A 14,130-nucleotide genomic window follows, 5' to 3' on the forward strand; every position below is an offset into this window, starting at 1 on the left:
ACCTCCCAGAACGACACTTTGGTTTGTTGGCGATCGTTCGTTTTTTTAGAAGATTAAGCCAATTGAGCAGCAACGGCAACCGCGCGGCTTGATCCAGGACAAGGACTTGGGCCGGGCTGTCGTCCGATCATCCGCGCGGATCTGCTCACCGCGCCTGGCCCGGGGGGCTAGCCCGCGCCCGCTCCGGATCGAAAAGGGAAAGATTTCGCATGCTCCGCCGCATCGCTCTTGTCGCCGTTCTCGCCTGCCTGGCACCGAGCGCCCGCGCGCTCGACGGAAATCCGGCCGCCGGGAAAAGCATCTTCCAGCGCATCTGCCAGAACTGCCACTCTGCCGAGATCGGCGTCAACAAGGTCGGCCCGAGCCTCTGGAACATCGTTGGACGGCAGCCAGCGGCTGTGCCGGACTACGCCTATTCGGAGAGCATGAAAAAGAACAATGCGCCTTGGACCGCGACGGCACTGGATGCCTATATCGCCGATCCTCGCGGGGACGTTCACGGCGTCAAGATGTATTTCAAAGGATTGGCGGACGCGAAGGAGCGGGCCGACGTCGTCGCCTATCTGTCGACTCTGAAATAGCGTAGCCGGGGAAGCTGGCGACTTTGCCGACGCTGCAGGCCGCGCCGTTGGAAAAGAGCCGCTCACCGATTACGACTGGCATCGTTGGCGCGCTGGCCCAGGGCATCATCGCTATGAGCGGGTTGGGTGTCGGGCCGGCGTTTCTGCAAGCGGTTTCGAGGCTGCGGGTACCAGGCATGTCACGATGAGCTTGGATCACCCTTCTTTCGAAGCGAAAGCTTCAGGGCGGCGCCTCCAATTCGCGAATCCTCGATCCATAGTCGGCCATCATAGAGGCTGGTCAGGTCGCGGGCGATCGCCAGACCGAGCCCAGTGCCGGGCTTCGCGTCGTCAAGTCTCGTGCCCACGTCGAACACGCGCATTCGATGCTCGACTGGAATGCCGGGCCCGTCGTCCTCAACCGTGATCAAGACGGTGCTGTCGAGATCCTCGATCGAAATCACGACGCGGTCACGTGCCCATTTTGCCGCATTGTCGAGCAGGTTGCCGAAGAGTTCGGTCAGATCGTTGGTATCGCAGGCAACGACGACGTCGGTTGCTCCTTCGACTTCGAACCGCCGGTCGTGCCCCGGGCTGAATCGCGAGTAGGTATTGATGACGCTCCTCAAGACGTCTGCGACGACCGTAAACGCACCTGCATTCGCGATCGTGGAGGCCTTTGCGCGCGCCGTCTGGTAGTCGATGAGCAGCGCCATTCGCGAGCACTGCTCCGACAGAATCTGAGCGTGGATCTCCTGACCGGACGCTTTCAGCCGTGCTGCCTCCTCGTCGAGAATTGCCAGAGGTGTCTTCAGCGCGTGTGCAAAACTTCCTGCGAGTACGCGAGCGCGATCGACCATGTTGAGATTTGCCGCAATCATTCCGTTCAGCTCGGTGACGAGCGGCATGATTTCCTCCGGCAGGTCCTCAGGCAGCCTTGAGGTCTTGCCGCTACGCACGTCCACGATGGCGCGACTCATGCGCTGGAGCGGCCGCAGGCCGTAAACGACCTGAGCGTAGGCGGTGCCAACCATGGCGAGGGCCATGATACCAAGCGTCGCTATCAGCGTCAGATTGAGGTGCTGCATCTCGTCACTAATCAGTCGCTCGTCTGCACCGACACGGATTTCGACGGGTTGCCCGAGGCGAGACGGCTCGCTGATGTTTCGGACCATGCGCATCGGCCCAGTCGGTCCCTCCACACTAAGCGCCGTGGAGGAGGGCAGGGAACCCTCGCGACTCTGGTCGGGCGTGAATGAAAGGAAAAGGTCATCCTGCAACGACGGCGAGCGCGCGCTTTCGCCGTTCTGCAGGATGACCTGCCAATACATTCCGGACCGGGCAGGGGAGAAACGCGGATCGCTCAGATCGCGGGCGATGAACAGCCGCTGCGTGGCGTCGAGTTCCACGAGATCGGCGAGCTCGCGGGCGTGATCCAGCAGGTCATGATCGAAGTGGGCCTCGACGACACGGCGAATGACGATCGAGAGCCCGAGCCCGCTGGCGAACAAGACGATGGAAATCCAGATCGCGGCGACCGCGAGCATCCGGGCTCGGAAGTTGCGGCTGAACATTGCTCTACCCGAAGCGATATCCCATGCCTCTGACGGTGCGAATGCAGTCACGCCCCAGCTTCCTCCTGAGCCGGGCAATGTAGACTTCGACCGTATTGGAGTCGCGATGGTCGCTGCTCGGATAGATGTGCTCCAGCAGCTCGGTCTGCGACACGATATGATCGGCGCGGCGCATGAGGAGTTCGAGAACGCGCAACTCGAGTGCAGTCAGGTCGACGATCTCCCCGTCCTTCTTGACCAGGCCGGCCGCCGCGTTGAATTCGATCTGCCGGAGGCGGAGCACGGCGTCCGGTCTGCTGGAGACCCGACGGAGCAGCGATTTGACCCGCGCGACGAGCTCCTGCGCCTTGAAGGGCTTTTCGAGATAGTCGTCCGCGCCTGCGTTCAGGCCGTTCACACGCTCGACCCAGCCGCTGCGGGCGGACAGGATCAGCACCGGCAGCGTGTGCCCGGTATGACGCCAGCGTTGCAGCACGTCGAGGCCCGAAATGCACGGCAGGCCGAGGTCGAGCACCGCGGCATCATAGGGCTGGCTGTTGCCCAGCATCCAGCCCTGCTTGCCATCGGTGGCGAGATCCGCCTCGAAACCGGCATCGGCCAGGCTTTCCCTGATGCGCTCCGCGTAGATGGGCTCGTCCTCTATGAGCAGAATGCGCATTGCCATTCCTCCGGTTGCCGAACGGGTTCCGACGATGCGGACACGCTGATCGGGCCTCGAACGCTATGGATTGATCCCGAGCTCTCTGGCTGCGTCAGCGATGCGCGTGCGCTCCGGGACGTCCTCCGCAAAGACCGACAGTGCGCGTTGCAGCGACTGTTTCGCCGCCTCGACATCGCCCAACACCACCCGCGAGCGGATCAACTTGATCCAGCCTTCTGCATCGCGCGGTGATTGCTCGAGTCGGCTCGCAAGGCCATCCACCATGCCCCGGATCATGAGGTTGCGGTCCTGTGTGGACATGCTTTCCGCCTTGCGGATGTCCTCGGCGCGGGGGCCGCGCGGCTCCGCCGGCTCGGTCGCGGAGGTCTTGCCGGAGCGCAGGAGTTCCTGCATGCGCTCGGCGGACAGGTTCGGCCGGGCAGGCGATGGCGAGCCGCCGTCCTCTCCGAGCTCGCGACGAAGCGCGCCGAGCCGCTGCTTGAGATCGGGCAGCCACGGCTCGTTCGGATCGGCCTCCGATACGATCGCCGCCCAGTCGGCCATCGCACCCCGTTTGTCTCCCTCCTGTTCTTTCACGACGCCGATGAAGAAGCGGGCGCGCGCGTCCTTGGGATCCAGTTTGAGTGCTTCGTCGAAGTCCGCGCGGGCTTCGGACGTGACGGTGCCGTCCGCCGCCCGCACCAGCGCTTCGCCGCGTGCGCTGCGGTATTCTGCCGAGCTTGGCCGCAGCTCCATTGCGCGCGCATAGGCCTGTGCCGCCTCTGCAAAGCGCTCGATGTTGAACAGCGACCAGCCCAGCAGCCGCCATCCGTCGGCATCCTTGGGATTCCGCTCCAGTCTCGTCTGCACACGCTGGATCATCTCTTCGACCGGCGGCAGTCCGCTGCTCTGCTGCGGTCGGTCGCGACCGTCCTGGCTGGTCATCTGCTCCAGCGAGGCAATGGCCTGGGTGCCGGCGTCGGATCGCGCCTCGCCAACCGACCTCGCCGTGGTGCTGCTGGCGGTCTGGCCCGGTCCGGCCGCGGGGACATCCGGATTTCCGACAACCGCATACAGACCGACGGAGCCGAACACCACCGTCAGCGTGACGACACTGAGCGCAAATTTTCGTTCGGAGCTGGCGAGGGAGGGCGCCGGCGGCTGTTCGGCGGCCGCTGCGGCGAGAATGCGCCGCTTGATCTCGCTGGCCGCGTTCTCGCCATCCGACTTGTCGATCAGGCCGCGTGCGGTTTCGTTCTCGATCTCGCGGAGCTGGTCGTGGTGGACGGCAAGTCCCTGAGCCGAAGCCAACCGTCTCCGCTCGTAGCTGCGGATGAATGGCGTCGATATGAGCACGGCGGCCACGGAAATCATCGCCGTCAGGATCAGCCACAGCATCATGAAAGGCTCCGTCGATCGAGGATCGCCTCGATGGCTTCGAGTTCGTCGGCGCTGAGCGGAGCGACGTGCTCCGCCTCGGGCGCACTCGCATTGGCTGCCGCCCGGCGCACGTAGCGGCCGAAGCCGACGGCGGCCGTGAGCAGGGCGAGCAGGGGACCGATCCACAGCGCGATGGTATTCCACTGCAAGGGAGGCTTGAGCAGGACGAAGTTGCCGTAGCGTGCGACCAGGAAGTCCACCGCCTGCCGGTCGCTGTCGCCGGCCTGCAGGCGATCGCGCAGCAGCACCCTCAGATCATGCGCCAATGGAGCGTTGGAGTCGTCAATGCTCTGATTTTGACAAACGACGCAGCGCAGCTCCTGGCCCAGCGCGCGCGCGCGGGCCTCCAGTCCCTCGTCGCGCAACATTTCGTCGGGAAGCACCGCACGAGATGGCGACCATGTCGCCGTCAGCACGAGCGAGCTGACGAGCAGCGCTTCGGCCGCGCGCTTGATCCGCCGGCAGTTCATGACTCGCTCCTGAGTGCCTTCAGCAGAGGTTCGAAATCGTCACGCCATACATCTTCGGTCAGCGGGCCGGGATAGCGGAAGCGGATGCGGCCGGCCCGATCGATCACGAAGGTTTCGGGAACGCCGGTCACGCCAAGATCGATGCCGGCCCGGCCGGACTCATCGGAGCCGACACGGGCATAGGGACTGCCATGCTTGGCAAGCCAACGTTTGCCGTCGTTCCGATCGTCCTTCCAGTTCAGCCCATAGATCGGGATCGCGGAGCTCTCTGCGAGCTTGAGCAGCATGGGATGCTCGACGCGGCATCCAGGGCACCAGGATGCGAAAACGTTGAGCAGGACCACGTCGCCCTGCAGGTCGGTATTGGCAAGACCGCCGCCCTTGCCGTCGAGCGACGCGAGCTGGAAACGCGGCGTCGGCTTGTCGATCAGGGTCGAGGGCATTCGCTGCGGATCGTTGGTCAGGCTGAAAGCCAGTCCAGCGGCCAGTGCGGCGAAAGCCACGAGAGGTATGAGATAGGGGAGGCGCGGCATATCTCGTCCTATTCAGCAGGAACGGCAGTCGGTACGGCCCGCATCGCCCGTCGCGGAGCACCGACACGAAATCTCCGGTCGGCCAGCGAGATGAAGCCGCCGAAAGCCATCATCAGTGCGCCGATCCAGACCAGCGGCACCAGAGGGTGATAGTAGCAGCGCACCGCCCACGCGCCCTTGTCGTCGGGATCACCGAGCGTCACGTAGACGTTCCAGATCAGGTTGGTTCGAATGCCAGCGGCGGTCGTCTGCTGCTGTCTGACGGGATAGAAGCGGCGCTCGCTGGAAAGCTGCGTGAACGGCTTGCCGTTCCGCGTGATGTCGAACGTGCCACGCTCGGCTTCGTAGTTGGGGCCTGGAAATTTTCCGATCGAGCGCAGCTTAATGTCGTAGCCCGCGAGCTGCAGGCTCTGGCCCGGCCGCAGCATTTGCACCTTCTCGCTGGCCCACGCGGTCATCCCGGTAATGCCTGCGACGGTGACGCCCATTCCCGCATGGGCCAGCACCAGGCCGTAGACCGCGAGCGGGGTGGTGCGCGCGAGGTTGAGCGAGGTCGCCAAGGGAGTCGTCATGCCGAGGCGGACGCGATGAGCCAGCACCATTAGCGAGCCGATCACGAGCCAGACGGCGATGCCGAAGAAGAACGCAACCAGGAAACGCTGTCCGAACGTCGCGACGAGGATCGCGACGGCAATGAATGCCGCAAGTCCCCCGGCCAGGCGGAGTCGTTGCAGGGCCGCAACGAGGAGATCGCGCTTCCATTTCAGAACCGGGCCGATCACCATGGCAAGCAGCAGCGGAACCATGATCGGAACGAACGTCAAGTTGTAGTAGGGAGGACCGACGGAGATCTTGTCGTTTCCGAGCATGTCGACGAGGAGCGGGTAGAACGTGCCGAGAAACACGGTGGCCACGGCTGCCGTGAGCAGCACATTGTTGAGGACGAGGCCGCTCTCCCGGCTGACGGCTGCGAACAGCGCACCGTGCTTCAGGCTTGGGGCTCTGATCGCATACAGCGTCAACGCCCCGCCGGTCGCCACCAGGATGAGCGCCAGGATGAATGCGCCACGCGACGGGTCCTGTGCGAAGGCATGAACGCTGGTGAGCACGCCGGACCTCACCAGGAAAGTCCCGATCAGGCTCAATGAGAAGGTCACGATCCCCAGCAGGATCGTCCAGCTCTGGAGGGCGCTCCGACGTTCGACCACCAGGGCGGAATGCAGGAGCGCAGTCCCCGCAAGCCACGGCATGAAGGAGGCGTTCTCGACGGGGTCCCAGAACCACCAGCCGCCCCAGCCGAGCGTGTAGTACGCCCATGCGCTGCCCAGCGTGATTCCAATCGTGAGAAAGCACCAGGCCGCGAGCACCCACGGTCGGACCCAGCGGGCCCAGCTGGCATCGACCTTTCCCTCGATCAGCGCGGCGACCGAGAACGAGAACGCCATCGAGAAGCCGACGTAACCCAGATACAGAAACGGTGGATGAAAGGCGAGGCCAGGATCCTGCAAAATCGGATTCAGTCCGTTGCCTTCGAGGGGAGCATCGACCAGCCGCGCGAACGGATTCGACGTCGAGACGATGAACGCCAGAAAGCCGAGGCCGATCATGCCGTGCACGCCGAGAACGTTGCTCTGCAGCCGCTCCGGAAGGTTCGTTCCGAACAATGCAACTGCCGCGCCGAACAAGGAGAGGATCAGGACCCACAGCAGCATGGATCCCTCATGGTTTCCCCAGACTCCGGAGACCTTGTAAAGCAGCGGCTTCAGCGTGTGCGAATTCGCTGCGACGACCTGGACCGAAAAGTCGGAGTGGACGAACAGCGACGTCAGGCATGCGAATGCGATCGCGACAAACAGAAACTGAGTCAAGGCAGCGTGACGAACGAAGCCGGCGATCATCGCGGATTGGCGGCGCAGCGCTGCGAACGGAACGATCGACTGCACCAGCGATACGAGGAGCGCGAGAATGAGCGCAAACGATCCGACCTCCGCTGTCATTTGGTATCTCCGACTGCAGCGGATATTCCTGCAGCTAACTATCAAGTGTCTGTGATGCGCCGACAATCAATGCGCCGAATGAGGCATCATTCGTACGGAATGATGATGATCCATCGACGTGCATCGTAGTGTAACTGCAACTCATTCGCACCCACGGCCGGAGAGCGGTATCATCGGGGCGTCTTGGTACTTAGTGTTATATTCATTGAGATATAGCGCGCGAATCATCTGCCGCGCCGTCGAGCGGCGAACGCGAGGTCGACGGCATGATAGGCAGAAAGGCGAGACGAAATCGTCCGCTATTCCAGAAGCTTGGCGATATCGCCGTGACCGCTGGCAGCGGCGATGTCCGTGGCACGTTCGCGGCGCTTGTTCCTCAACTGCTTTTCGGCACCGGCGGCGAGAAGGCTGTGCGCAATGCCGATGTTCCCCTCATGGGCCGCCATCATCAGCGCGCTCATGCCCTGGCCGTTGCGCATGTTCGGGTCGGCCTTGCGCCTGAGAAGCTCACTGACGACATCCGCAAGCCCGGCACGCGCGGCGAGGATGAGAGCGGTATTTCCGCCTCTTGTCGCGCGTTTCGGGTCGGCCCCATGGTCCAACAGAAGCAGCGAGGCCGCGGCGCTGCGGCCCTCGATGGCATTCAGCAACGGCGTCTTGTCGTCGGTGTCCGCGCGGTTGACGTCCGCACCTGCGCGGATCAGTTGTCCGATCGCGTGCGTATTGCCATTGCCGGCCGCGTGCCAGAGTGCGGTGCGGCCCTGCCCATCGGCGGCGTTGAGGTCGGATCTCTGAACGAGTTGCCGATCGAGCGGGCCATTGGGGCACGACGCGACCGCGACCATGAGTGGGGTCCGGCCGTCTGCCAACGCGGGCAGACTGCCGGAGGCGCCGTCGAGGAGCGCGGCGATAGCGGCGCCGTTGCAGCGGCTGAGCGCCATCAGTAGTGCGGTCGCGCCATCTGCACGCGCTGCAGACGGGTCGGCCGCCTTGGTCAGCAGCAGTCTGATGATGTCTCCATGATCCTTGTCCGCTGCCAGCATCAATGGCGTGTCGCCGCGCCGGTTGCTGGTGTTCGGATTGGCTCCCGAGGCGAGCAGGAGCTCCACCAGCCGAAGATGCCCGGCGGCCGCAGCGATCGCCAGAGGCGTATCGCCGTCCTCGTTGACCGCGTTGACGTCAGCCTTCGCAGCGATGAGCTGGCGCATCGGATCGAACTGGCCGCGCAGGGCGGCGTCGATGATGGCCGGATGGCCGTTTCGCATGGCTGCCTGCGCATCGAGCGTCGGGGGCGGCCTGCGCGCAGCTTCGCGCGCCGGCTCCCCGGCGCGCGGGCGCACATTTCGGTTGACCATGTCGGCCAGCAACTGCTCGGCGGGCTGATAGCCGGCCGCCGCCGACTTGCGTAGCCAGTCCCGCGCCCGGTCGGGATCGGCCGGCGTTCCGCGGCCCGCAAGCCACATCGCTGCGACATTATACTGCGCCTTGACGTGTCCCTTCCTTGCGCTTGCCTCCATCCATTTGAACGCCAGCGTGTCGTCTGCTCTGGTGCCGAGACCGGCGCGGTAAAGTGATGCAAGCCGGTACTGCGCCTCCGGATTGCCGGCGCTGGCGGCGCGCTCGAGCAGCTTCAGTGCGTCCTCGGGATGTCCGGCGCGGATCGCGGCATCGGCCGCCTGGCTCGCGGATGCTTCGGAGCTCACGCCGGCCGGCGTTTCGCCGGCCGGGGCGACCGACGGCACGGTCGAGCCGACGAGACAGATCAGGGGGATGATGACGTGAGAGGACTTAAGCCGTGCCATATTTCGTCTCGACCTCGATACCCATGCTCTTCAGGAATGCGGTGGGCAGAATGCCGCCGACACACACGATGACGGCATCGTTTGGGATCGTGCTCGTGCTGCCATTGGCATCGATCTCGACGTCGTCATCGCCGATCCGTTTGACTGACGAATTGTAGATGACGCGGAGCCGGCCCGATTGCGCGGCTGCTTCCGTCCGTTGACGGTTCTTCAGCTTGGCGCGACCGAACGACTCGCTGCGATGCGACAGGGTCACCGTCGTTCCAGGCTCATCGGCGATGGAGCATGCGGCCTCCAATGCAGCGTCGCCGCCGCCGACGACGAGCACGTGCTGGCCGCGATACTGCTCGGGGTCGACCAGTCGATAGACGACCTTGGTCTGCTCTTCGCCTGGAGCCTCCAGCTTGCGCGGCGTTCCGCGGCGCCCGATCGCCAGGAGCACGGCATGCGTTCTGTAGCTGCCGCGGTTCGTCCTGACGTCGAAGCCTTCTCCGACTCGCGTGACGGCCTCGACGCGCTCGCCGACGTTCACCTTGAGGCGGGATTTGCGCACGATGCTCATGAAGAAGGCGATCAACTGCTCCTTGCTGAGCTCTCTGAAGTTGAACTTGCCCGCGAGCGGCAGCGTGAAAGGTGCCGTCATCACCAGCTTGCCGCGGGGAAAGTGCGCGACGGTGCCGCCGAGCGAGTCCTGCTCGAGCGTGACGAAGCGCAGCCGATGCTGCAGGCAGGCGAGACTGGCGGAGAGTCCGGCCGGACCGCAGCCGACGACCACGACGTCGAGCATATCGGACTTGCCGATGTTCTTGACCTTGCGGACGGAGTCGATCGCCTGGCGTCCCTGCTCGATGGCGTTGCGGACCAGCCCCATCCCGCCGAGCTCTCCGGCGATGAAGATGCCGGGCACGTTGGTCTGGAACGCCTCGTCCACGTTCGGAATGTCGATGCCGCGCGTTTCGGTGCCGAACACCAGCGTGATGGCGTTCACGGGGCACACCGCCTTGCAGGCGCCGTGTCCGATGCAATGCGAAGGCTCGACCAGCGACGCCTTGCCGCCGATCAGGCCGAGAATGTCGCCCTCCGGACACGCCCTGACGCATGAGCCACAGCCGATGCACAAGGCAGGATCGATGATGGGATGGAGCGATGCCGGCTCGAGAAGACCGGCGTCCTTGGCGGCCGAGAGCTTCGCGACGCTCTTTATTTCCTTCCGCTTGCGCACGGCCATGTAAGTGGCCCAGACGCCGAGCATTGGCGCGGCGTAGACAATCAGGAGATCGATCGCCATGTCGTCTCTCTCTTTCTTACGAACTAACAGCGGAAGATAGAGAGTCGCCGACCGCGAACTCCGCGTGAAAAGGTCGGATGCGGTGCTAGATGCAAATTCCTCTCAAGAGATGCCGACATAGAAATTCCAGAATGATCTGACGTCTTGGAGACCAGGATTGGATCATTCGTTGAACAGATGCCGTCGGCGGAAATATGGCTCGCACTGATTTCGGACTAATGACGTCGGTGTCGGAAGACGGAGAGGGTTGTTGCAAGTGGTTATCACTAAGTTCTCTCTCGACTGAGATCCGGGGCTCCGCGAACGGGTCTGGCTTCCGCCGATCCGGCATTCGGGATTCACAGGAAACGTCGAGGTCATGAGCAGAGCAGCGGTCGCTCGCGCGAGCGGCAATCCTCTTCGAGGAACCATTCCGGTCGTCATCACGGTCATCGTCCTCGGAGCGATTGCCGTCGGGTGGCTGCAGAAGGAGGAGGAGTATATTACGCCGGGCTCCGGCACCGGATACTGGCTCGGGATCTACGGCAGCGTCGCCATGCTGTCGCTGCTGGCCTATTCGATGCGTAAGCGCTTCAAGTCGCTGCGCGGCATCGGCTCGGTGCCGTTCTGGTTCAGGACCCACATGCTGCTCGGCGTCATTGGTCCCGTGCTCATCCTATTCCATGCGAATTTCCAACTGGGGGCGCTCAACAGCAACGTGGCATTCTTCACCATGCTGATCGTGGCGATCAGCGGCGTGATCGGCCGTTACATCTATGGCAAGATCCATATGGGCCTCCATGGCGGGAGAGCGCGTGTCAAGGAGCTGCTCGCCGAGGCCGAGGCAATGCGAACGGAGCTCGGTGAGGAGATGCAGGCCGTCTCGTTCGTGTCGCGGGAGCTGGCTGCCTTCAGCAAGGGGCTCGACAACAAGGTGCCGCGAACTGCGCTGGGCAGCCTGCGAACCGGCGCGGTCATCGCAGCGCGGACGAGGCGGCTGCGCGCCAATGTGGTTGCGGAAGCGCGCCGCCTCATTCGCGCCGAAGCCAAGCGCGCGCGATGGTCGTGGTCCGAGCGACGGCGTCGCGAGAAGCGAATCGAGGAGGTGGTGCGGCGCTACGCCGCCGCAGTGCGCAAGGCCGCTGAGCTGACGTTCTTCGAACGATTGTTTTCGCTGTGGCATGTGCTTCATCTGCCGCTGTTTTTTCTCATGCTGCTGGCGGGCGTCGTTCATGTCTGGGCCGTCCATCACTATTGACGGAGTTGCGTGATGCGGTGGCGTGTTGCGGTCGTTGTCGCCGTCCTGGCCGGCGTTGCCATGCTGTCGGCCGGAGTTCGAGCACAGACGTTGCTGGAAAAGCTGGTCATGCCCGGCCCGCTGGCCGAGAAGCATGCCAAGCTCGAGAGCGAATGCGGAAAGTGCCACGAAGCCTATACCCGGAAGGCACAGTCGGGCCTCTGCCTCGATTGCCACAAGGAGATTGCCGTCGATCGCAGGCAGCGTGAGCGCCTGCACGGACGCGACCAGGCGGCGCTGAGCCAGGAGTGCAGGCAGTGTCACACCGACCACAAGGGGCGTGGAACCGACATCGTCCAGCTCGACAAGGAAACCTTCAACCACGATATGACGAACTACCGGCTGGTCGATGCGCACAAGACCGTGCCTTGTGCGGGATGTCACGTCGCGAAGGTGAAGTTCCGCAACACGCCCTCGACCTGCTTCGAGTGTCACAAGGCGCTCGATCCGCATCGCGGCCGGCTTGGTGAACGCTGCGAGAACTGCCACACGGCGGTGAAATGGCGCGCGACCAAGGAGTTCGACCACACGAAGACCCGGTTTCCCCTCGTGGGCGCTCACAAGTCGGTCGCTTGTGCGACGTGCCACTCCGGCGAGCAATACAAGGATCTGCAGACGTCGTGCGGCTCATGCCACCGTCTTCAGGACGTCCATGGCGGCCGCTTCGGCGACAAGTGCGAGACGTGTCACGATCAGGAGAAATGGAAGACGGTCCGCTTCAATCACGACAAGACCCGCTTCCCGCTGCGAAATGCGCATGCCAAGGTGAAGTGTGAGAGCTGCCATACGGGTGATCTCTATCGGGACAAGCTCGCGACGTCATGCGTGTCCTGTCACCGCAAGCAGGATCCGCATCAGGGCAAGCTCGGCGAACGCTGCGAGACGTGCCATAGCGATGCGGGCTGGCGGAAGAAGCTCACCTTCGATCATGAGATTACGCGTTTTCCGTTGATAGGTCTGCACAAGTCGGTGCCTTGCGAGGAGTGCCACCGGACGCCGACCTACAAGAATACGCCGATGGCCTGCGAAAGCTGCCACAAGGATTTCCACCAGGGGAAGCTTGGAGGGCGGTGCGCCAGCTGTCACAATCCGAATGGGTGGCGGCTTTGGCGTTTCGATCACGCGCGGCAGACACGATTCCCGCTGGTCGGTGTCCACCAGAAGATCACGTGCGAGGCCTGTCACAAGGCCAAGTCGCCGCCGGATCTGAAGTTGCCGATGGATTGCTTCAGCTGTCATCGCAGCTCGGACGTGCACAATGGCACCTTCGGTCAGACGTGCGAGCGCTGCCATGTCGCAACGGGATGGCGCAACGTTCAGATCAGGAACTGATTCGAACGGCTGCGTTGGCCGCACACGGCGTCTGAGATCGTGTCGAGCTGACATCGGCTCGCAGCGGCTATCAGTTCGCATGCAGATCAATAGCTTGCGTGATGAGCTTGCGGGACCATTGCGCGCGCGCGACGTCAGAAACCTTAACCTCCATTCAGCTTGAGTTCAGCTTGGCCCAGTTTTGGGCCAGCTTTGCGCGTCTCTGGAAGCCCTGTCGTAGGCGTAGCGAAGGCTGCGTGATCTGGCCGATGACGCCGTCGTCGCCCGATCGATGCAGCGCTCGATCAAGGGAGCACGGAGCGTTCCGAGTATTCGGTGGCTGGGGAAGACGTGCCGCCGGGCCGTAGGGGAAATCCGCAAGGGTGTCTTGGATTTGTCGGGGCGACCGCCGAGCAGCGGACGCTCAACGGTCTCGGCTGGATTGGGGTCGGCCGGTCTCCGTCGGATGTCCGGCTGGCGATCGAGTCGAGAGTGAAGAGCGGAGTTGGAGTTGAGCAGCTGCTACAGCAAGCTGGGGCTGGTGGCGCGAGCCTCGCACCGTATGGTGCAGTGGCTGCTCGCCTGTATGCTGCTCGCTCTCGTGTTGGCAGGGCATGCTGCCGCGCAGAGCTCATTCGACCATGCCTCGACAGGTTTTCCGCTGACCGGAAGCCATGTCGGGGTGGAGTGCTCGTCCTGTCACGTCGGCGGGCGGTTCAAGGGCACGCAGACGCAGTGCGCCAGTTGCCACAACGGCGCGCAGACGGCGGGCATGTCGGTCAACCACCCGATGTCCACGAGGCGATGTGAGAGCTGCCACCAGACCTCGACATGGAAGGACGTTCGGGCGATCGATCATACCCAGGCGAAGGCGTCATGTACGACCTGCCATAACGGCGTGATGGCACGAGGCAAGTCGAAGAATCACATCACGACGACGGCGCCATGCGATGTGTGCCACAGGTCGACGGCGAGCTTTCGCATCAGAATGAAGATGGACCACGCCGGCATTGTCGCCGGTTGCGCCAACTGCCACAACGGGACGACGGCGCGCGGCAAGTCCAGCAACCATCTCCAGACCAATCTGCCGTGCGAGTCCTGTCACACCAGCACGGCGAGCTTCGGCGGTGCGGCGTTCAAGCACGCCGCGACCGACACCAATTGCGCGACCTGCCACAACGGCAAGACCGCGCAGGGCATGACCACGCCGCCGCACATCCCGACCGGGACGCTGCAGTG

At 63.6% G+C, this 14,130-nt stretch carries 11 protein-coding genes and 1 pseudogene; 4 read left to right on the forward strand and 8 right to left on the reverse strand.

Going from position 1 to position 14,130, the window contains the following annotated elements; translation table 11 throughout:
- The first annotated feature begins 209 nt into the window (after nt 1–209).
- Complete coding sequence (locus tag QX094_RS33460; RefSeq protein ID WP_315717730.1) at nt 210–581, forward strand: c-type cytochrome; 372 nt, start codon at nt 210–212, stop codon at nt 579–581.
- Nucleotides 582–760: 179 nt separating this feature from the next.
- Here the strand turns inward: QX094_RS33460 and QX094_RS33465 are convergent, their stop codons facing one another.
- From QX094_RS33465 to QX094_RS33500, 8 genes are all read right to left on the reverse strand, one after another.
- The gene (locus tag QX094_RS33465) at nt 761–2,134 is read right to left on the reverse strand and encodes a HAMP domain-containing sensor histidine kinase (protein WP_315769966.1); all 1,374 of its coding nucleotides are present in this window, start codon (nt 2,132–2,134) and stop codon (nt 761–763) included.
- A gap of 4 nt (nt 2,135–2,138) precedes the next feature.
- On the reverse strand, nt 2,139–2,792 hold the full coding sequence (locus QX094_RS33470) for a response regulator transcription factor (protein ID WP_315717732.1): 654 nt from the start codon (nt 2,790–2,792) through the stop codon (nt 2,139–2,141).
- Between the two features lie 63 nt (nt 2,793–2,855).
- Complete coding sequence (gene ccmI / locus QX094_RS33475; RefSeq protein ID WP_316188485.1) at nt 2,856–4,175, reverse strand: c-type cytochrome biogenesis protein CcmI; 1,320 nt, start codon at nt 4,173–4,175, stop codon at nt 2,856–2,858.
- Nucleotides 4,172–4,684 (reverse strand): cytochrome c-type biogenesis protein, encoded by a 513-nt coding sequence (locus tag QX094_RS33480; protein WP_315769962.1) that lies wholly within the window; start codon nt 4,682–4,684, stop codon nt 4,172–4,174. Before QX094_RS33480 ends, ccmI begins: the two co-directional genes overlap by 4 nt.
- Nucleotides 4,681–5,217 carry a DsbE family thiol:disulfide interchange protein gene (locus QX094_RS33485; RefSeq protein ID WP_315717735.1) on the reverse strand — a complete coding sequence of 179 codons (537 nt, stop codon included), beginning with the start codon at nt 5,215–5,217 and terminating at the stop codon, nt 4,681–4,683. Before QX094_RS33485 ends, QX094_RS33480 begins: the two co-directional genes overlap by 4 nt.
- 8 nt (nt 5,218–5,225) lie before the next feature.
- A complete protein-coding gene (locus QX094_RS33490; protein ID WP_315717736.1) occupies nt 5,226–7,214 on the reverse strand; it encodes a heme lyase CcmF/NrfE family subunit in 1,989 nt (662 codons plus the stop codon).
- Between the two features lie 299 nt (nt 7,215–7,513).
- A complete protein-coding gene (locus QX094_RS33495) occupies nt 7,514–9,016 on the reverse strand; it encodes an ankyrin repeat domain-containing protein (protein WP_315769961.1) in 1,503 nt (500 codons plus the stop codon).
- Nucleotides 9,003–10,304: an NAD(P)-binding domain-containing protein gene (locus QX094_RS33500; RefSeq protein WP_315717738.1), complete on the reverse strand. Its 1,302-nt coding sequence runs from the start codon at nt 10,302–10,304 to the stop codon at nt 9,003–9,005. Before QX094_RS33500 ends, QX094_RS33495 begins: the two co-directional genes overlap by 14 nt.
- Before the next feature lie 358 nt (nt 10,305–10,662).
- Here QX094_RS33500 and QX094_RS33505 point away from each other — a divergent pair, with 358 nt between their 5' ends.
- The 3 genes and pseudogenes from QX094_RS33505 to QX094_RS33515 all read left to right on the forward strand — a co-directional run.
- Entirely contained in the window at nt 10,663–11,541 is an 879-nt protein-coding gene (locus tag QX094_RS33505; RefSeq protein ID WP_316165079.1) for a pyridine nucleotide-disulfide oxidoreductase, read from the forward strand.
- Nucleotides 11,542–11,553: 12 nt separating this feature from the next.
- The gene (locus QX094_RS33510; protein ID WP_316175942.1) at nt 11,554–12,912 is read left to right on the forward strand and encodes a cytochrome c3 family protein; all 1,359 of its coding nucleotides are present in this window, start codon (nt 11,554–11,556) and stop codon (nt 12,910–12,912) included.
- Between the two features lie 490 nt (nt 12,913–13,402).
- Nucleotides 13,403–14,130 (forward strand): annotated as a pseudogene (locus tag QX094_RS33515) (cytochrome c3 family protein); the annotation flags it as partial.

The organism is Bradyrhizobium sp. SZCCHNS1050 (assembly GCF_032484785.1).
Classification (GTDB): Bacteria; Pseudomonadota; Alphaproteobacteria; order Rhizobiales; family Xanthobacteraceae; genus Bradyrhizobium.

Bases quoted from the DNA above. Each gene is read 5' to 3' on its own strand.
- QX094_RS33460 (WP_315717730.1), top strand. From the start codon at position 210: ATGCTCCGCCGCATCGCTCTTGTCGCCGTTCTCGCCTGCCTGGCACCG.
- QX094_RS33465 (WP_315769966.1), bottom strand. From the start codon at position 2,134: ATGTTCAGCCGCAACTTCCGAGCCCGGATGCTCGCGGTCGCCGCGATC.
- QX094_RS33470 (WP_315717732.1), bottom strand. From the start codon at position 2,792: ATGCGCATTCTGCTCATAGAGGACGAGCCCATCTACGCGGAGCGCATC.
- ccmI (WP_316188485.1), bottom strand. From the start codon at position 4,175: ATGATGCTGTGGCTGATCCTGACGGCGATGATTTCCGTGGCCGCCGTG.
- QX094_RS33480 (WP_315769962.1), bottom strand. From the start codon at position 4,684: ATGAACTGCCGGCGGATCAAGCGCGCGGCCGAAGCGCTGCTCGTCAGC.
- QX094_RS33485 (WP_315717735.1), bottom strand. From the start codon at position 5,217: ATGCCGCGCCTCCCCTATCTCATACCTCTCGTGGCTTTCGCCGCACTG.
- QX094_RS33490 (WP_315717736.1), bottom strand. From the start codon at position 7,214: ATGACAGCGGAGGTCGGATCGTTTGCGCTCATTCTCGCGCTCCTCGTA.
- QX094_RS33495 (WP_315769961.1), bottom strand. From the start codon at position 9,016: ATGGCACGGCTTAAGTCCTCTCACGTCATCATCCCCCTGATCTGTCTC.
- QX094_RS33500 (WP_315717738.1), bottom strand. From the start codon at position 10,304: ATGGCGATCGATCTCCTGATTGTCTACGCCGCGCCAATGCTCGGCGTC.
- QX094_RS33505 (WP_316165079.1), top strand. From the start codon at position 10,663: ATGAGCAGAGCAGCGGTCGCTCGCGCGAGCGGCAATCCTCTTCGAGGA.
- QX094_RS33510 (WP_316175942.1), top strand. From the start codon at position 11,554: ATGCGGTGGCGTGTTGCGGTCGTTGTCGCCGTCCTGGCCGGCGTTGCC.